At 63.8% G+C, this 18,802-nt stretch carries 16 protein-coding genes; 12 read left to right on the top strand and 4 right to left on the bottom strand.

All coding sequences use genetic code 11. The features are described from left to right. Nucleotides 1-199: 199 nt before the first annotated feature. The 6 genes from GTP41_RS12055 to GTP41_RS12030 all read left to right on the top strand — a co-directional run bounded on the left by GTP41_RS12055 (nt 200) and on the right by GTP41_RS12030 (nt 9,150). Complete coding sequence (locus tag GTP41_RS12055) at nt 200-922, top strand: response regulator (RefSeq protein ID WP_161025822.1); 723 nt, start codon at nt 200-202, stop codon at nt 920-922. Continuing rightward, on the top strand, nt 922-2,292 hold the full coding sequence (locus GTP41_RS12050) for an ATP-binding protein (RefSeq protein WP_161025821.1): 1,371 nt from the start codon (nt 922-924) through the stop codon (nt 2,290-2,292). The genes GTP41_RS12055 and GTP41_RS12050 overlap by 1 nt, the downstream gene beginning before the upstream one ends. A 9-nt stretch (nt 2,293-2,301) precedes the next feature. Next, the gene (locus tag GTP41_RS12045) at nt 2,302-3,474 is read left to right on the top strand and encodes an efflux RND transporter periplasmic adaptor subunit (RefSeq protein ID WP_161025820.1); all 1,173 of its coding nucleotides are present in this window, start codon (nt 2,302-2,304) and stop codon (nt 3,472-3,474) included. Further along, nucleotides 3,471-6,608: an efflux RND transporter permease subunit gene (locus GTP41_RS12040; RefSeq protein WP_161025819.1), complete on the top strand. Its 3,138-nt coding sequence runs from the start codon at nt 3,471-3,473 to the stop codon at nt 6,606-6,608. The genes GTP41_RS12045 and GTP41_RS12040 overlap by 4 nt, the downstream gene beginning before the upstream one ends. Before the next feature lie 94 nt (nt 6,609-6,702). Further along, a complete protein-coding gene (locus GTP41_RS12035) occupies nt 6,703-7,599 on the top strand; it encodes a hypothetical protein (protein ID WP_229502829.1) in 897 nt (298 codons plus the stop codon). A gap of 117 nt (nt 7,600-7,716) precedes the next feature. Continuing rightward, nucleotides 7,717-9,150, top strand: a complete 1,434-nt coding sequence (locus GTP41_RS12030) for a high affinity choline transporter 1 (RefSeq protein WP_161025818.1) — start codon at nt 7,717-7,719, stop codon at nt 9,148-9,150. A gap of 79 nt (nt 9,151-9,229) precedes the next feature. Here the strand turns inward: GTP41_RS12030 and hemB are convergent, their stop codons facing one another. Together hemB and yihA are read right to left on the bottom strand one after the other, a co-directional pair. After that, nucleotides 9,230-10,234 (bottom strand): porphobilinogen synthase, encoded by a 1,005-nt coding sequence (gene hemB, locus GTP41_RS12025; RefSeq protein ID WP_161025817.1) that lies wholly within the window; start codon nt 10,232-10,234, stop codon nt 9,230-9,232. Then, entirely contained in the window at nt 10,231-10,935 is a 705-nt protein-coding gene (gene yihA / locus GTP41_RS12020) for a ribosome biogenesis GTP-binding protein YihA/YsxC (protein WP_161025816.1), read from the bottom strand. Before yihA ends, hemB begins: the two co-directional genes overlap by 4 nt. Nucleotides 10,936-11,083: 148 nt before the next feature. Between yihA and GTP41_RS12015 the strand changes: the two genes are divergently transcribed. From GTP41_RS12015 to msrQ, 5 genes are all read left to right on the top strand, one after another. Then, a complete protein-coding gene (locus tag GTP41_RS12015) occupies nt 11,084-11,743 on the top strand; it encodes a c-type cytochrome (RefSeq protein ID WP_161025815.1) in 660 nt (219 codons plus the stop codon). A 103-nt stretch (nt 11,744-11,846) separates the two neighbouring features. Continuing rightward, nucleotides 11,847-13,946, top strand: a complete 2,100-nt coding sequence (locus tag GTP41_RS12010; protein ID WP_161025814.1) for a cytochrome c biogenesis protein ResB — start codon at nt 11,847-11,849, stop codon at nt 13,944-13,946. Between the two features lie 28 nt (nt 13,947-13,974). Continuing rightward, complete coding sequence (gene ccsB / locus GTP41_RS12005; RefSeq protein WP_161025813.1) at nt 13,975-15,294, top strand: c-type cytochrome biogenesis protein CcsB; 1,320 nt, start codon at nt 13,975-13,977, stop codon at nt 15,292-15,294. Nucleotides 15,295-15,356: 62 nt separating this feature from the next. Next, nucleotides 15,357-16,286, top strand: a complete 930-nt coding sequence (msrP, locus tag GTP41_RS12000; RefSeq protein WP_161025812.1) for a protein-methionine-sulfoxide reductase catalytic subunit MsrP — start codon at nt 15,357-15,359, stop codon at nt 16,284-16,286. Then, nucleotides 16,286-16,921, top strand: coding sequence for a protein-methionine-sulfoxide reductase heme-binding subunit MsrQ (gene msrQ / locus GTP41_RS11995; protein ID WP_161025811.1), 636 nt, complete (start codon nt 16,286-16,288; stop codon nt 16,919-16,921). Before msrP ends, msrQ begins: the two co-directional genes overlap by 1 nt. Before the next feature lie 29 nt (nt 16,922-16,950). Here msrQ and lysA read toward each other — a convergent pair whose 3' ends face one another. Together lysA and lptM are read right to left on the bottom strand one after the other, a co-directional pair. Beyond that, nucleotides 16,951-18,219: a diaminopimelate decarboxylase gene (lysA, locus tag GTP41_RS11990; protein WP_161025810.1), complete on the bottom strand. Its 1,269-nt coding sequence runs from the start codon at nt 18,217-18,219 to the stop codon at nt 16,951-16,953. 6 nt (nt 18,220-18,225) lie between these two features. Continuing rightward, nucleotides 18,226-18,402, bottom strand: a complete 177-nt coding sequence (lptM, locus tag GTP41_RS27985; protein ID WP_371867346.1) for an LPS translocon maturation chaperone LptM — start codon at nt 18,400-18,402, stop codon at nt 18,226-18,228. Between the two features lie 39 nt (nt 18,403-18,441). Here lptM and cyaY point away from each other — a divergent pair, with 39 nt between their 5' ends. Beyond that, a complete protein-coding gene (gene cyaY, locus GTP41_RS11980; RefSeq protein ID WP_161025809.1) occupies nt 18,442-18,774 on the top strand; it encodes an iron donor protein CyaY in 333 nt (110 codons plus the stop codon). Nucleotides 18,775-18,802 lie beyond the last annotated feature (28 nt).

Raw genomic sequence — 18,802 nt, 5'->3', positions numbered from 1 at the left:
ACATGGGATTATCTTGGCAGCGACCTGTAACACGGAAGTGTCGGGGAGGCGGGAATTTGTATCCGGCTGTTGCAGGCCGTGAGGCAGGCTGTCCGCAGACTGCAATTGATTTGTAACGCCATGTTTCGACAAGCTTTTTCTAAACATGGCGATACAAACTGTCTACCCGCCGCCGGCATAGCAAGGGATAATTGTAGGCATGGAAAATGCCGCCACTATCCTTATCGTCGACGACGACCGCGATATCCGCACCCTGCTGCAGGATTACCTGGAGACCAATGGTTACCGCACCCATGGCGCGGCCGATGGCTCGGCCATGTGGAAGCTGCTCGACAATGCCAAGCCGGACCTGATCGTGCTCGACCTTAACCTGCCGGGCGAGGATGGCCTGACCCTGTGCCGCAAGCTGCGCGCCCATTCGACCTTGCCGGTCATTATGCTGACCGCGCGCAGCGAGCCGCTGGACCGCATCCTGGGCCTGGAGATGGGGGCCGACGATTACCTGCCGAAACCGTTCGAGCCGCGCGAGCTGCTGGCGCGCATCCGCAGCGTGCTGCGCCGCAGCAACACGGCCGCCGCCAATAATGTTGAAAAGGCAAGTCGCATCCGTTTCTCGAGCTGGGTGCTGGACTTGACCGCGCGCCACCTGGTCAACCCGGAAGGCACGGTCATCATGCTGTCCGGCGCCGAGTTCCGCCTGCTCAAGGTGTTCCTGGAGCATCCCAACCGCGTGCTGAACCGCGACCAGCTGCTGAACCTGACCCAGGGCCGCGACGCCGACCCTTTCGACCGCTCGATCGACATCCAGATCAGCCGCCTGCGCCAGAAGCTGGGCGAGGACGCGCGCCTGCCGCAAATCATCAAGACGGTGCGTAACGGCGGCTATGTGCTGGCCGGCACGGTGGCCGTGGAGCCGGACTGATGAAAGCCTTTTTCCAGGGCATGACCGGCCGCGTCTTCCTGGTCCTGATGCTGGGCATCCTCGCCTCGGCCGCCCTGACGCAGTACCTGGCGATCAATGAACGCCAGCGCACCCTGCAGCGCTACCGCGATTTCCACGCGCTCGAGCGTTCCGAACAGATCATTTCCACCGCCGACGTGGTGCTGCCCGAATCGCGCATGCAGTACCTGAAGGTGGCCAGCATGGGCGCCATCAAGCTCGAGGTGCTGAACCGCGTGCCGGGCGTGGCGCCGCAACTGAGCGAGTTTGCCGCCACCCTGGCCAACCGCCTGGGCAGCGAATACAAGCTGCAAACGCTGGCCGAGCGCCCGTCGGCCTGCGAGCGCCCGACGTCGGTGTATTCGGCCTTTTCCGTGTTCGGCGCCGGCACCGGCACCTGGCGCGGCACCTGCGAATCGCTGGCGGTCACCATGCCGGACGGCCAGCACCTGAAGCTGTCGATCCTGCCGCCGCGCCAGCCGGCGCCCACCGGCCATAATGAATACGCCACCTTCGTGCCCTTCCTGCTCAGCATTGCCGTGCTGGCCTACCTGGTGGCGCGCATGACCATGGGCCCGCTCAAGCAACTGGCGGGTGCCGCCAAGAAGCTCGGCAACGACATCAACCACGCCCCGCTCAAATTGCGCGGCGCGACCGAGATCCGCACCGCCTCGGCCGCCTTCAACGCCATGCAGGCGCGCATCCGCCAGCACATTGCCCAGCGCACGGAAATGCTGGCCGCCATCACCCACGATTTGCAGACCCCGCTGACCCGCATGCGCCTGCGCCTGGAAAAAGTGCAGGACGCCGAGCTGCAGGGCAAGCTGCTGGAAGACTTGTCGGCCATGCAGCAAATGGTGAAGGAAGGCCTGGACCTGGCGCGCAGCATGGACACCACGGAGGCGATGCAGCGCGTCGATCTCGATGCGCTGCTCGACAGCGTGTGCGCCGACGCCACCGACGCCGGCCAGGAAGTCGACCTGACCGGGCGCGCCGCCATGGACCTGATGGGCCGCCCGCTGGACATCCGGCGCTGCCTGGTCAACCTGATCGACAACGCCGTCAAGTACGGCCAGCGCGCCCACGTCACGGTCGAGCGCCTGGCCGGCGCTTCGCGCGTGCGCATCCGCGACGAGGGGCCGGGCATTCCGCCCGGCCAGCTGGCGCAGGTGTTCGAACCGTTTTACCGCCTGGAGACCTCGCGCAACCGCGCCTCCGGCGGCACCGGCCTCGGCCTGACGATTGCACGCAATATCGCTGAACAGCACGGCGCCAGCCTGAGCCTGGCGAATCACCCGAGCGGCGGCCTGGAAGCCACCCTCGTGTTCCCTGAATTTTATGCAGGAAAGTAGTCATCCCAAATGAAGAAGAAAACTCTGGCAGTAGTGGTGGGCCTGGCCGTCCTCATCGGCGGCGGCGCCTGGTATGCAAGCAAGGGCACGGCCGAGCAGGGCGCGCCGGGGCAGGGCGGCGGCAAGGGCAAGGGCGAGCAGGGCCCGACCACGGTCAACGTGGTGGCGCCGCAGCGCCAGGACGTGCCGGTGAACCTGTCGGCCAACGGCACGGTGAGCCCGATTTCCACCGTCGACCTGCACCCGCAAACCACCAGCACCATCGTCAAAGTGCATGTGAAGGAAGGCCAGTTCGTGAAGCAGGGCGAGCTGATGTTCTCGCTCGATGCGCGCACCGAGGCGGCCAATGTGGCGAAGGCCGACGCGCAAGTGGCCAAGGATCGCGCCACCCTGGCCGACCTGGAACGCCAGTACAAGCGGGCGCAGGAATTGCTCGCGCAGAACTTCCTGGCGCAAAGCGCGGTCGATACCCTGAGGAGCCAGGTGGAGTCGGCGCGCGCCGTGCTGGAAGCCGATATCGCCGCCGCGCGCGCCAGCAAGGTGGACCAGAGCTACACCCAGATCCGCGCGCCGCTGAGCGGGCGCGTGGGCGCCATCAATGTCTATCCGGGCAGCCTGGTGCAGCTCAGCACATCGCTCGCCACCGTGACCCAGCTGAACCCGATCAACGTCGCCTTCACCGTGCCGGAATCGAGCCTGGCCGCCCTGCTCGACGCCCAGCGCGCCGGCAAAGTGCCGGTGCAAGCGTTCCAGAACAATTCGGACAAGCCGATCAACGGCCAGCTCAGCTTTGTCGACAACACGGTCGACCCGGTGGCCGGCGTGATCCGCGTCAAAGCCCAGTTCGACAATGCTGACACCCGCCTGTGGCCGGGCCAGTACGTCAACACCAAGCTGACCGTCAACACGCTGAAAGACGCGCTGGTTGTGCCGCAGAACGCTATTATTAGCAATACCAAGGGCACCTTCGTCTACACCGTGGCGCCGGACCAGACCGCCAAGATGAGCAACGTCAAGCGCGTGCACGGCTTTGGCGCGCTGGCGGTGGTGACGGGCCTGAATGGCGATGAGAAGATCATTGTCGAGGGCAAACAGAACCTGCGTCCGGGCGGCAAGATCCGCATTGCCGAACCGGCGGTGGCGCAGAACGGCAAAGGCCAGAAGAAGGGCAAACAAGAATGAACCTGTCCGAGCTGAGTATCCGGCGCCCCGTCATGGTGGTGCTGCTCTCGCTGAGCCTGATCCTGGCCGGTATCCTGGCGTACGCCCACATCCCGGTGGCGGCGCTGCCAAGCTATAACACCCCGGTCATCAACGTCAGCGCCGACCTGCCGGGCGCTTCGCCGGAAACCATGGCGTCGTCCGTCGCGCTGCCGCTGGAGAAGCAATTCTCGACCATCGGTGGCTTGTCGATGATCACTTCCACCAGCACCCTGGGCAGCACCTCGCTGACCCTGGAATTCGACCCGTCCATCAACGTCAACGAGGCGGCGGTGGACGTCCAGGCCGCGCTGCTGCGCGCCCAGCGCTCGCTGCCGCAGGAAATGACGGACCTGCCGTCCTACCGCAAGGTCAATCCGGCCGATGCGCCGGTGCTGTTCATGGCCATGACCTCGCCGTCGCTGAGCCTGTCCGAGCTGAACGATTACGCGGAAAACCTGGTGGCGCCGTCGCTCTCCACCTTGCCGGGCGTGGCGCAAGTGTCGGTCAACGGCCAGAAGCGATTCGCGGTGCGCGTGCGCGCCAAGCCGGACTTGCTGAACTCGCGCAATATGACGCTCGACGAGCTGCAGCAAGCGATCCGCGCCGCCAACGCCAACACCCCGCTCGGCACCATCGACGGCCCTAGCCAGACCCTGACCATCCAGGGCAATGCGCAGCTGATGCGCGCCGCCGATTTCGCCGACCTGATCATCGCCACCCGCAACGGCCAGCCGGTGCGCCTGAAAGACGTGGCGACGGTGGAAGACAGCTTCCAGTCGATCAAGGCGGCCGGCAGCTACAACGGCGAGCGCTCCATCGTGCTGCTGGTGCAACGCCAGCCGGACGCCAACACGGTGCAGGTGGTGGACGGGGTGCGCAAGCTGCTGCCGCGCTTCCGCGCCCAGTTGCCGGAGTCGGTCGCCATCAACCTGGTGAACGACCGCTCGGTCTCGATCCGCGAAGCGATCCACGACGTGAACTTGACCCTGGCGCTGACGGTGGTGCTGGTGGTGCTGGTGATCTTCCTCTTCCTGCGCCGCCTGGCCGCCACCTTCATCCCGGCGGTGACCATGCCGATCTCGCTGCTGGGCGCGCTGGCCCTGCTGTACGCCTTGGGCTACAGCCTGGACAACGTGTCCCTGCTCGGCATCACGCTGGCGGTTGGCCTGGTGGTGGACGATGCGATCGTGGTGCTGGAGAACATTGTGCGGCACATCGAGCTGGGCAAGAAGCCGCTACAGGCGGCGCTGATCGGCTCGCGCGAAATGGGTTTCACCATCGTCTCGATTTCGGTGTCGCTGGTGGCGGTGTTCATCCCGATCTTCTTCATGCCCGGCGTGATGGGGCTGATGTTCCATGAATTCGCGGTGGTGGTGGGCTTGTCGGTGCTGGTGTCGGCGATTGTGTCGCTGACCCTGGTGCCCATGCTGGCGGCGCGCTTCATGCCGGCCGACTCGCACGAAACCTCGGGCGACGACAGCTTCATCGGCCGCCACTTCGAGCGCGGCTTCAATGGCGTGCGCAACTTCTACGCGCGCACCCTGGACCTGGCGCTGCACCACCGCTTTGTGGTGCTGGGCATCGCCTTCGGCACCTTCGCGCTGACGGCCTGGCTCTACATCGCGATTCCGAAGGGCTTCTTCCCGGAAGAGGACCTGGGCCAGATCCGCGTCAATACCGAGGCCTCGGAAGACATTTCCACCGCCGCCATGCTGGAGCTGCAGGAGAAAGTGGCCGCCGTGATCCAGGCCAATCCGAACGTGAAGGATGTCACCTCCTTCACCGGCGGCGGCAATACCGGCCGCATGTTCCTGGTGCTCAAGCCGCGCGGCGAGCGCGCGAAGATGCCGCAGGTGCTGGACAGCCTGCGCAAGGAAACCAAGAAGATCGCCGGCATCCAGGTCTACCTGAGCCCGGTGCAGAACTTGCAGCTGGGTGGCCGCCCGTCCAAGAGCCGCTACCAGTACACCCTGCAGTCGGTCAGCCCGGACGCGCTGAACGACTGGGCCACCAAATTCCAGGAGGCCATGCGCGCCGACCAGGACTTCCGCGATGTGACCAGCGATTCGCAGAACAAGGGCCTGCAGGCCTCGCTCAAGATCGACCGCGACAAGGCCAATATGCTGGGCGTCAAGCTGTCCGACGTGCGCACCGCGCTCTACCTCGCGTTTGGCGAGCGCCAGGTGTCGACCATCTACTCCTCGGCCGCCAGCTACTTCGTGATCCTGGAGGCGGCCACCGAAGACCGCCAGTTCGACGATTCGCTGACCAAGCTCTCGGTGCGCAACAGCGCCGGCCAGCTGGTGCAGCTGTCCAGTTTTGCCAGCGTCGAGCGCACCGTGGGCCCGACCTCGGTCAACCACCAGGGCCAGCTGCAGGCGATTACGCTGTCCTTCAACCTGGCGCCCGATGTGCCGCTGGGCACGGCCACCGCCAAGATCGAGAAGATGGGACAGCAAATGGGCTTGCCGGCCTCCATCATCACCAGCTATGGCGGCGACGCGGCGGTGTTCCAGGATTCGCAGGGCAGCCAGCTGATCCTGATCGTGGCGGCGCTGGGCGTCATCTACGTGCTGCTGGGCGTGCTGTATGAGAGCTATATCCACCCGCTGACCATCCTGGCCGGCCTGCCGTCCGCCGCCGTGGGCGCGCTGCTGACCTTGTGGATCTTCAAGATGGACCTGACCATGATCGCCATCATCGGCATCCTCATGCTGATCGGTATCGTGAAGAAGAACGCCATCATGATGATCGACTTCGCGCTGGTGGCGCAGCGCGAGGAGGGCAAGGCGCCGCAGGAAGCAATCCGCGAAGCCTGCATCCTGCGCTTCCGCCCGATCATGATGACCACGCTGGCGGCGCTGATGGGCGCGCTGCCGATCGCGCTTGGCCTGGGGGCCGGCGCCGAACTGCGCCAGCCGCTGGGCCTGGCCGTGATCGGCGGCCTGATCTTCTCGCAGGTGATTACCCTGTATATCACCCCGGTGATCTACCTGTTCCTGGATAAATATTCCGGCACCGGCCCGATGAAGGATGAGGATTTGCTTGACGAATCCGCAACAGATCCGGCGCAGCCGGTGGAACTGAGGGCATTCAAGGCCGCCAAACACTGATAATATGCGGGGCGGCGCTTACAAGCTGTAACATCCGTCAAGGACGAAAGCCGGTAAGCTGCCACCCCAGTATCTTCAGTTAAAAGCCATTATCTTGCATCAGTACACGCATTCCCACGCCGAGCTCGCGGCCCAAGACGGGCTGTGCCCGACTTGCGGCCAGCGCTGGCCGGAAGACAAGGTGCCTGAGTATGGCAATAACAAGCCTAACCGCTGGGGCATTGCTGCCACGGTGTTCGTGCACTTGCTGGTGGTGGCGATCTACCTGTTCAAGCCAAGCGAGAAGATCGTGCTGACGCCGCCGGCCAAGGAAGGCGAGCTGGTCTACCTGACGCCGCCCGCCAAGCCGGCGCCGAAACCCAAGCCAGCCCCCAAGCCGGAGACCAAGGCCAGCAAGACGCCGCAGCTGTCCTCGCGCGCTTACCTGCCGCCGAGCAAGACGGCGATTACCGAGGTGGTCAAGCCGCAGGAGCGGATTGTGCCGCCGGAAGAGGCCAAACTGACCCCGCCGCCGCCCGATGCGCCGGACATGGCCACCCTGATCGAAATGCGCCGCCGTGCGCGCGGCGCCTCGCCGCAACCGGAGCAGGAGCAGGATCCGGCTGCCGTGGCCAAGGCGCGCGCCATTGCCAATATCATGGGCGCCCAGGGGCGCAGCGCGAACGGCGAGCGTAACGATACGGGCGGCGTGTTCCAGATCGTGAACCAGACCTTCAATAGCGCGGAGATCAAGTTCCGTGGCTTCAGCACCAATTTCAAGCGCCAGTGGCTGCAGCAGGTGCGGGTTGACCAGGGCGCGGAGAAGGATATCGAAACGGCCATCGTCAAGCGCATGATCGAGATGATCCGCAAGGAAAAGCCGGGCGACTTTGTCTGGGAGTCGCATCGCCTGGGGCGCAATGTTCCGATGAGCGCGCGCAAGGAGAATGAGAAGGAGTTGGAGGCTTTCCTGCTGCTGGAGTTCTTCCCCAACTACGGCAAGGTGCGCTGAAGTCGGTAATACCGGTTTTGTTGGTTTCGCAGCAATTGCAACAAAATTTCCTGAAACTGGCCGGCTTCTTGCCGCTATAATCGCGAAATTTGCCGATTGGAGCCGGAGCTTCCCCGCATGAACACCACCCTGATTTCCTTTGTCGTCCTGTACCTGCTGGGCACTTTGGCCCTTGGCGCCTGGGCTGGCACCCGCATCAAGAATACGACCGACTTCGCCGTGGCGGGCCGCAGCCTGCCGCTGATCATGGTGGTAACCACAACCTTCGCGACCTGGTTCGGCGCGGAAACCGTGATGGGCATCCCGGCCAAGTTCGTGCAAGGCGGCATGAACGCCATCGTGGAAGACCCGTTCGGCGCCGGCACCTGCCTGATCCTGGTTGGCATGTTCTTCGCGGCCCGCCTGTATAAGCTCAACCTGTTGACCATCGGCGACTTCTACCGCCAGCGCTACGGCAAGGGCATCGAAGTGTTCTGCTCGATCGCCATCATCGTGTCCTACCTGGGCTGGGTGGCGGCGCAGATCACCGCCCTGGGCCTGGTGTTCACCGTGCTGACCAACGGCGCCATGTCGGAAACCGCCGGCATGATCGTCGGCACCCTGGCGGTGCTGGTGTATGTGGTGATCGGCGGCTTCCTGGCCGTGGCCTGGACCGACTTTATCCAGATGATCGTGCTGGTGGTGGGCCTGTCCATCATCGCCATGTTCTCGGCCGACCTGGCCGGCGGCTCGGACAAGGTGCTGACCATGATCAGCGAAGAAAAGCTGTGGACCTTCCTGCCGGCGGCCAACTTCACCGATATCGCCTTCTTCGTCGGGGCGGCGGTGACCATGATGCTGGGCTCGATTCCGCAGCAGGACGTGTTCCAGCGCGTGATGTCGGCCAAGGACGCGCCGACCGCGCGCACCGGCGCCGTGATCGGCGGCGCCAGCTACATTCTGTTCGCCGCGGTGCCGATGTTCATCGTCGCCTGCGCGGTGATCGTGATGGGGCAGAGCGGCCTGGAGATGGCCAAGAACGATTACCAGCGCCTGCTGCCGACTTTCGTGCTGACCAAGATGCCGCTGGTGATGCAGATCCTGTTCTTCGGCGCGCTGCTGTCGGCGATCAAGTCGACCTCGTCGGCAACGCTGCTGGCGCCGTCCACCAGCTTCACCGAGAACATCCTGAAGAACCTGCGCCCGGGCATGACCGACAAGCAGCAGCTGTTTGCCATGCGCGCCACCATCGTGGTGTTCGCGGCGACCGTGCTGGCGTATGCGATTGCGATGCGCGGCACCTCGATTTATGAGCTGGTGTCGTCGGCCTACCAGGTGACCCTGGTGGCGGCCTTCGTGCCTTTGCTGATGGGCTTGTATTGGAAGCGCGCCACCACGCAGGGCGCGATCCTGTCGGCCGCATTCGGTATCGCGACCTGGGTCGCCTTCTTCCCGCAGCTGTCGTCGTGGGGCGAGGCATTCCCGGGCCAACTGGCCGGCCTGCTGGCGGCGTTCCTGGGCATGTTCGTCGGCTCGCTGGCACCGCAGGTGCTGCGCGACCGCAAGGAATAAAAAAATGGGGACGTACCCCATTTAATGAAAAAGGGGCCATCGGCCCCTTTTTTGCATTAAATGGGGTACGTCCCCATTTTTACGCGACTGCTTTCAGCTTGCGCGCGATGTCGAGCGCGAAGTAGGTCAGGACGCCGTCGGCGCCGGCGCGCTTGAAGGCCATCATCGATTCCATCATCACCTTGTCGTGGTCCAGCCAGCCGTTTTGCGCGGCGGCCTTGAGCATGGCGTACTCGCCCGACACCTGGTAGGCATAGGTCGGCACCTTGAATTCATCCTTCACGCGGCGCACGATGTCGAGGTAAGGCATGCCTGGCTTCACCATCACCATATCCGCACCCTCGGCGATATCCAGCGCCACTTCGCGCAGCGCCTCGTCGGTATTGGCCGGGTCCATCTGGTAGGTGAACTTATCGGCCTTGCCCAGTGCGGCGGCGGAGCCGACCGCATCGCGGAACGGGCCGTAGAACGCGGAGGCGTACTTGGCCGAGTAAGCCATGATGCGGGTGTGGATGAAGCCTTTCTCCTCCAGCGCCTTGCGCATCACCCCAATGCGGCCATCCATCATGTCGGACGGGCCGACCACATCCACGCCGGCCGCGGCCTGGCACAGGGCCTGGCGCACCAGCATTTCGGTGGTCTCGTCGTTCAGGATCGAGCCTTTCTCGTCGACCGTGCCATCCTGGCCGTGGCTGGTGTAGGGGTCGAGCGCGACGTCGGTCATGATGCCCAGCTCAGGGAAGTTCTTCTTCAACTCGCGCACGGCGCGCGGGATCAGGCCTTCCGGATTGGTGGCTTCGATGCCGTCGTTGGTCTTCAGCGCCGGGTCGATGTTCGGGAACAGCGACAGCACCGGGATGCCCAGCTTGACGCACTCTTCCGCCACGCGCAGCAGGTTGTCGATCGAGATGCGGTCCACGCCCGGCATGGTGGCCACAGCGTCGCGCCGGTTCTGGCCTTCCACCACGAAGACCGGGTAGATCAGGTCGTCCACGGTAATGGTGTTCTCGCGCATCAGCGCGCGCGAGAACGGGTCGCGGCGCATGCGGCGCATGCGGATGGCGGGGAAATCAGGAGTGATCATGCTTCTTCGCTTTCATCAGGGGTAGGCGCGTCGTCGCCACCGGTGAGGCCGGCCAGTTCTTCGATCTTGGCCGTCGCTTCCTCGATGCCGATGCGCTTCAGCGCGGAAAACAGTTGCACGGTGAAGGGGAAGCCTTCGCCGTCTTCATCCACGTAGCTGTCCAGCTTGGCTTGCGCCTGGCGCAGCACGTTGATGGATTCGTTGCGGTTGAGCTTGTCGGCCTTGGTCAGGATGCAGTGGATCGGCTTGCCGGTCGGGGCGAACCATTCGATCATCTGCTGGTCCAGCTCGGTGAACGGGCGGCGCGCGTCCATCATCAGGATCAGGGCCGCCAGCTGGTCGCGCCGCTGCACATAGTCGCCCAGCAGGCGCTGCCAGTGGTTCTTGGCGTCGCCCGAGACTTCGGCGTAGCCGTAGCCCGGCAAGTCGGCCACCAGGCACTCCAGCTCGTCCATATTGATGGGGTCGTGGCGGTGCATGGCCACGTGCGCGCCGCCGATCGAGAAGAAGTTGATGTGCTGGGTGCGGCCCGGGGTCTTGGACGCGAAAGCCAGGCCTTTTTGGTTGCACAAAATGTTAATCGCGGTGGACTTGCCGGCGTTCGAGCGGCCAGCAAAGGCGATCTCCGGCACCGTCGTGCGCGGCAGGTCGCGCAGGTGGTTCACAGTGGTAAAAAAGCGGGCTTGCCAGAGTTTGGACATGGAGGAGCAACAAAAAGAAGGTAATAAGGCAGGAAAGCTATTGTACAATAAGGGGTTACGAATTGTTGTCATGCGCCATGTTGCCTGTTATTGAGGCACCGCAGGAAAGCGATTCACACTAATTAATAACTAGTCTCAGGGTGTCTGAATGAATCGAGCGTTTTCGCCATTTGTAAAATCCTTGTTCGTTGCCATGCTGGCTGTTTCGGGCGCTGCTTCGGCTTCCGCCCCGGCCCCAGCTGCCAAGGCTGACCCAGCCAAAGGCGCGACCCTGTACGCCGAAGGCGACAATGCGCGCGGCATCGCAGCTTGCGTATCCTGCCACGGCGCCAAGGGTGCATCCACCATCACCATCAACCCGAAACTGGGCGGCCAGGGCGAAGCCTACATCTACAAGCAGCTGGTGGCCTTCACCGAGCCAAGCCGCGCCGGTACCGTGATGACCGCCTTCGCCAAGGCCCTGACCGACGAAGAAAAGAAAAACATCGCGGCCTACCTGGCCACCGAGCCAAACAAGGCCGGCGCTGCCAAGAACAAGGACACCATCGAGCTGGGCAAGAAGATTTACCGCGGCGGCATCGCTGAAAACCGCGTGCCAGCCTGTGCTTCCTGCCACGGTCCGGCCGGCGCCGGCATGCCAGCGGCCTACCCGCGCGTGGGCGGCCAGCACCAGGACTACACCGTGGCCACCCTGAAGGCATTCAAGGCGGACACCCGCAAGACCAGCGCAGAAATGCACGCCATCGCTTACCGTATGTCCGACAAGGAAATCGAAGCGGTCGCCGACTACATGGCTGGCTTGAAGTAATTGCAATGCGTCGCCCCGTGACGGGCGGTTCTGGACATGAAAAGGGCGGCCACGCAAATTGGCTGCCCTTTTTGTTGTTATCTTCCTGATATCATCATAAGCAATGAGCAACGCCCCGAGCACTTCCGGAATCCAACTGCGCAACCGGCGCGGCCCCCTGGCTGAGACTGTCGAGCTGCTGTCCTCGATGCGCTTTGCGATCGCGCTATTCGTCGTGATCATCTTCGCCTCGATCATCGGCACCATCGTGCAGCAAAGCCAGCCCATGCCGAACTACATCAACCAGTTCGGTCCGTTCTGGTTCGAGGTGTTCTACAAGCTGGGGCTGTACGCGATTTACTCGTCCTGGTGGTTCGTTTCCATGTGCGCGCTGCTGGTGGTGTCGACCACCCTGTGCATTGTCCACAATACGCCGAAGATGCTGAAGGATATGCGCAGCTGGCGTGAAAAGGTGCGCGAGGCCTCGCTCCACAACTTCCACCACAAGACCCAGTGGACGTCGCCGCAGGCGGGCGAGGCGCTGGCCGGCCAGACCGCGCAGCGCCTGGGCCACGCGGGCTATGCCACCAAGCTGATCCCGAAGGAGGGCGGCGCCATCCTGGTCGCGGCCAGGCGCGGCGCGGGTAACAAGTTCGGCTATATCTTTGCCCACAGCGCGATCGTGATCATCCTGCTGGGCGGCATGCTCGATTCGGACCTGCCGGTGCGCTTCCAGCAGTGGTTGTTCGGCAAGACCGCCTTTGGCGGCACCGGCGTGATTGCCGACATCCCCGCCCAGCACCGCCTGAGCGTGCATAACCCGACCTACCGTGGCAGCATTGCGCTGCCGGAAGGCACGGCCGGCAATACCGCGCTGCTGCCGCGCCCGGATGGCTTCCTGCTGCAGGATTTGCCCTTCTCCATCCACCTGAAGAAATTCGACATCGACTTCTACAGCACCGGCATGCCCAAGCTGTTCGCCAGCCATGTGACGGTGCGCTCCAACGAGAGCGGCAAGACGCAGGATGCGGTGATCGAGGTCAACAAGCCCCTGATCTTCGAGGGCGTGGCGATTTACCAGTCCAGCTTTGAGGACGGCGGCAGCAAGCTCAAGCTGCTGGGGCACCCGATGAAGGGCCGCGATACCGCCACGTTCGCCATGAACGGCGAAGTCAACGGCACCAGCAAGCTGAGCGACGACTACACCGTGGAGTGGAGCGACTTCCGCCCCTTCAACGTGGAGAATATCGGCGCCGAGGGCCAGGATGCGCGCGCCGTGGCCAAGGGCGAGAACCTGAACGAGTCCTTTGCCCGCAAGCTGGACAAGCAGCTGGGCTCGGCGGCCAAGACCGCCCACAACAAGGATTTGAAGAACGTCGGCCCCTCGGTCTCGTACAAGCTGCGCGACAAGAACGGCCAGGCGCGCGAGTACCAGAACTATATGCAGCCGGTCACCATCGACGGCGACACCGTGTTCCTGGCCGGCGTGCGCGCCAACCCGTCCGACCCGTTCAGCTTCCTGCGCATCCCGGCGGACGACGAGCACAGCGTGCGCGAGTGGATGCGCCTGCGCGCCGCCCTGCAAGACCCGGCCCTGCGCCAGAAGGCCGCCGCGCGCTACGCCGGGCGCGCCATGCCGCAGACCAAGGCGGGCGATGCGTTGCGCGTGCAGCTGGAACAGTCCTCGCTCAAGGGCCTGGAGATCTTTGCCGGCGACGCCAGCGGCGCCGGCTTCTTCGCCATCAGCCGCTTCCTGGAAAAGGTGCCGCAAGCGGAGCAGACCAAGGCCGCTGAAATCTTCCTGAAGATCCTGAACGGCAGCATGTGGGAGCTGTGGCAGGCCGCGCGCGAGCAGTCCGGCCTGGCGCCGGCCGCCGCCGACGAAGCCCATGGCCGCTTCCTGCAGCTGGCCACCAATGCGCTGTCGGACAGCTTCTTCTACGGCGCACCGGTCTACCTGCAGCTCGATGAGTTCACGCAAATCAAAGCATCGGTATTCCAGGTGACGCGTTCGCCGGGCAAGACCATCGTGTATCTTGGCTGCCTGCTGCTGACGCTGGGCGTGTTCGCCATGTTCTACATCCGCGAGCGCCGGGTCTGGGTCTGGATCAAGCCGGGTGCGGGCGGCAGCGAAGCGCTGATGGCCATGAGCACGCAGCGCAAGACGCTGGACTTCGAGAAGGAATTTACGGAACTGAAGGAAAAACTGCCGCAACAGGCGTAAGCTGTGGCCAGGTTTTTGGAGAAAGCAAATGGAAGCAACACAAATCTATGCCCAGCAGCCGGGCTATTTCAAGCGCCTCGGCGCTATTGACTGGGCGTTCGCGCTGGCCCTGTGCGCGGGCGCGCTGTACGCGTTCAACCGCTTCGGCGCTTATATGGACATCTATGAAAAGGTGATCCTGCTGGCGTCGGCGCCGTGCTTTGCCGCGCTGGGCTGGTATTGGAAGCCGCTGCGCTGGCTGATGCCGCTCTCCTTTGCGCTGGCGCTGGCCGCCATCAGCATGTACCAGGGCCAGCTGGCGGCGGCCGACACGCGCTTCTTCCTCAAGTACATGCTGTCGAGCCAATCGGCCATCTTGTGGATGAGCACCTTGTTCTTCCTCTCCACCCTGTTCTACTGGGGCGGCCTGTTCACCCGCTCCACCCTGGGTGGCGCGCTGGGCTCCAAGCTGTGCTGGGCCGCCGTGGTGCTGGGCGTGACCGGCATGCTGGTGCGCTGGTACGAGTCCTACCTGATCGGCGCCGATATCGGCCACATCCCGATTTCGAACCTGTATGAAGTGTTCATCCTGTTCGCCCTGATCACCGCCATGTTCTACCTGTACTACGAAGAGCACTACGCCACGCGCGCGCTGGGCCCCTTCGTGCTGCTGGTGATTTCGGCGGCCGTGGCCTTCCTGCTGTGGTACACCGTGGCGCGCGGCGCGGCGGAGATCCAGCCCCTGGTGCCGGCCCTGCAAAGCTGGTGGATGAAGATCCACGTGCCGGCCAACTTCATCGGCTACGGCACCTTCGCCCTCGCTTCGATGGTGGCCTGGGCCTACCTGCTCAAATACGAAAACGCGCGCACCCTGTGGCTGTCGCTGGTGGTGGCGCCGATCGGCATCGTCGCCGCCTGCTGGCTGATCGCCTTCATCGGCGGCGCGCAGGAAAGCACCACCGCTGCGCTGGCGAAAACCACGCAGATGGTGGGCGGCCTGGTGGTGCTGTTCGCCATCACCAACCTGGTGCGCGGCAAATTCATCGACCGCCTGCCGGGCGGCGAGGTGCTGGAAGACGTGATGTACAAGGCGATCTCGATCGGCTTCGCCTTCTTCACCATCGCCACCATCCTGGGCGCGCTGTGGGCGGCGGAAGCGTGGGGCGGCTACTGGTCGTGGGACCCGAAAGAGACCTGGGCCCTGATCGTCTGGCTGAATTACGCGGCCTGGCTGCACATGCGTTTGATGTCCGGCCTGCGCGGCAAGGCGGCCGCGTGGTGGGCCGTGGTCGGCCTGCTGGTCACCACCTTCGCCTTCCTCGGCGTGAACATGTTCCTCTCCGGCTTGCATTCCTACGGCAAGCTTTAATATCGGCTTCAGCAAACTGGTGTAAGGTTTAGCTATTACCTTGCACCAGTCTGGAGCTGACCATGCTGATCCTCCCTTCGGAAATCACTCCGCGCGACGTTTATGAGTCGCGCCGTAAATTCATCAAGCTGGCGGCGGCGGGCGCCATCCTCGGGCCCGAGCTGGCGCTGGCGCAGGGCGGAAGCGGCGCCAGGCTGGCCGCCAAACGCAACCCGGCCTTTGCCGTCATGGATAAGCCGACGGAGTACAAGGACGCTACCACCTACAACAACTTCTACGAGTTCGGCACCGACAAGTCCGACCCGGCCGAGCATGCGCATACGCTGCGCACGCGGCCCTGGACGGTGCAGATCGAGGGCGAGGTGAAAAAGCCGCTGACGCTCGACATCGACAGCCTGCTCAAGCTGGCGCCGCTGGAGGAGCGCATCTACCGCCTGCGCTGCGTGGAGGGCTGGTCGATGGTGATCCCTTGGATCGGCTATTCCTTCTCCGAGTTGATCAAGAAGGTCGAGCCGACCGGCAATGCGAAGTATGTTGAATTCACCACCCTGGCCGACCGCAAGCAAATGCCGGGCGTCGGCAGCCGCGTGCTGGACTGGCCGTATGTGGAAGGCTTGCGCATCGACGAGGCGAATCATCCGCTGGCGCTGCTCACTTTCGGCATGTACGGCGAGGTGCTGCCCAACCAGAACGGTGCACCGCTGCGCATGGTGCTGCCGTGGAAGTACGGCTTCAAGTCGGCCAAGTCGATTGTGAAGATCCGTTTCGTGCGCGATATGCCGCGCACGTCCTGGAACCTGTCGGCGCCGAACGAGTACGGTTTCTTCTCGAACGTGAACCCGAATGTGGACCACCCGCGCTGGTCGCAGGCCAGCGAGCGCCGCATCGGCGAGGACAGCTTCTTCACGCGCAAGCGCAAGACGCTGATGTTCAACGGCTATAACGAGGTGGCCTCGCTGTACTCCGGCATGGATCTGAAAAGGTTCTTCTGATGGCATTTGCGCCGACGCCGCGCCAGCTGGCGGTTATCAAAAGCTGCGTCTTCTTGCTGGCCTTGCTGCCGTTCTTTGCGCTGGTGTACCTGGTGGCGACCGACCAGCTGGTTGAACCGCTGCAGTACATCACGCGCAATACGGGTTCGTGGACGTTGTACTTCCTGTGCATCACGCTGGCGGTGACGCCGCTGCGGCGACTCTCGGGCTGGAACTGGCTGCTTAAGCTGCGCCGTATGCTGGGGCTGTACGCGTTCTTTTACGCGCTGCTGCACTTCACCACCTTCCTCTGGTTCGACCACTTCTTCGAGGTGCAGGAGATGTTGAAGGATGTGGTCAAGCGGCCGTTCATTACGGTCGGCTTCATCGCCTTTGTGCTGCTGGTGCCGCTGGCGGTGACTAGCACCAACGGCATGGTGCGCCGCCTGGGCGGCAAGCGCTGGCAACTGCTGCATAAGCTGGTGTATGTGATTGCGCCGCTGGGTATCCTGCATTTCTGGTGGATGCGGGCGGGCAAGAGCGACTTTAACAAGCCGATTTTGTTTGGGCTGATCGTGCTGGTTCTGCTTGGCGCGCGCGTTTGGTGGGCGCGCGCTGGGAAAACCGGTAAACCAGGGTCAGACCCGAGGGTCTGACCCCGTGTGATTTGCGGCCAGGGGCGGGTTTAGCGGATCACCGATTCCAGCGCGAACAGGTCGGCCGGGTTTTCGCGCTGGCGCACCACGTGCACCACGCCGCCGTCCACCATCAGCTCCACCGCGCGGCCGCGCGTGTTGTAGTTGGAGGCCATGGTCATGCCATAGGCGCCGGCGGTTTTCATCACCAGCAGGTCGCCCGGTGCGACACTCAGTTCGCGGTCGCGCGCCAGCCAGTCGCCGGATTCGCAGATCGGGCCCACCACGTCGAACATGGCGGCCGCTTCAGCGCTCTCGCGCACCGGCTGCATGTCCATCCAGGCCTGGTACATGGCTGGGCGCGCCATATCGTTCATCGCCGCATCGACGATGCAGAAGTTCTTCTCCTCGCCATGCTTGATGAATTCCACGCGCGTCAGCAGCACGCCGGCATTGCCAACGATGGAGCGGCCCGGCTCGAAGATCACCTTGATCGGTGCGCCGCCGTGCTTTGCGGCGCGCCAGGCGTCGATGCGCTTGAACAGGCGGCCCAGGTAGTCGCCCACCGGCACCGGCGCGCCGTCGCCGTAGTCGACGCCGAGACCGCCGCCGATGTCCAGGTGGTGCAGGTGGATGCCTTCCGCGCCCAGCGCATCAATCAGCTCGATCAGCTTGTCCAGCGCCTCCAGCAATGGCGCGTCGTCCAGCAGCTGCGAGCCGATGTGGCAGTCGATGCCGGAGACGTCCAGGTGCGGCAGCTTGGCGGCGGTGCGGTAGGTATCCAGCGCGTCGTCGAAGGCCACGCCGAACTTGCTGGCTTTCAGGCCGGTGGCGATATACGGGTGGGTCTTGGGGTCGACGTTCGGGTTGACGCGCAGCGACACGCGCGCCTGCTTGCCCATGCTGCCGGCCACTTCGTTCAGGCGGTGCAGTTCCGGGATCGATTCCACGTTGAAGCACAGGATGTCGTGCGACAGCGCCAGGCGCATTTCTTCGACGCTCTTGCCGACGCCGGAGAAGATCACCTTCTTCGGATCGCCGCCGGCGGCGATCACGCGCAGCAGCTCGCCGCCCGAGACGATGTCGAAACCGGCGCCGCGGCGCGCCAGCAGGTCCAGGATGGCCAGGTTGGAGTTCGCCTTCATGGCGTAGCACACCAAGGCATCGCGGCCGGCGCAGGCCTTGGCGTATGAGTCGAAGTTATCGGTCAGCTGCGCTTTGGAATAAACGTAGGCCGGGGTGCCGTACTGTTCTGCGATGGCGTTGAGCGCAACGCCCTCGGCGTGCAGCACGCCATTCTGGTATTCGAAGTTGGACATGGGAGCTTACTGTTGGGATGCGGGTGGGGTGGACGGAACCGGAGCCGCCGGTGGCGCCACGCCGGGTTTGCCTGCGGTAACAGGTTTGGCCGGTGGCTTTGGCAGGTAGAGGGGGCCGGTTTGGCCGCAACCGGCCAGCAGGGCTGCCGTTGCAACAGCAGCAAGTGCGATTCGGGACTTCACGATTAAAATAGGGGCTGGATAAGAATCTTGGAGTGTAGCATGACCGAAACAGAATTTTTGGACCTGGCTGACGCCACCCTGGAAGCCATCGAAGCATCGCTGGACCGCTTGTGCGAGCAGGACATGGTGGATGTGGAGTGCAGCCGTAGCGGTAACGTGCTGGAGGTGGAATTCGTGCACAACGGCTCGAAAGTCATTATCAACTCGCAGGCGCCGATGCAGGAGCTGTGGGTGGCGGCCCGTTCCGGCGGCTTCCATTATCGCCAGGTGGACGGCAAGTGGGTCGATACGCGCCGCGGTACCGAGCTGTATGCGGCGTTGTCGGAGATTGTGACGGAGCAGGGCGGGGCGCCGGTGGTGGTGGCGCCTTGAACCCGGTAAACCAGGGTCAGACCCAAGG

The organism is Pseudoduganella guangdongensis, from assembly GCF_009857475.1.
GTDB lineage: Bacteria > Pseudomonadota > Gammaproteobacteria > Burkholderiales > Burkholderiaceae_D > Rugamonas > Rugamonas guangdongensis.
The sequence above is the reverse complement of the archived record's forward strand: the minus strand, read 5'-3'. Positions and strand labels throughout refer to the sequence as shown.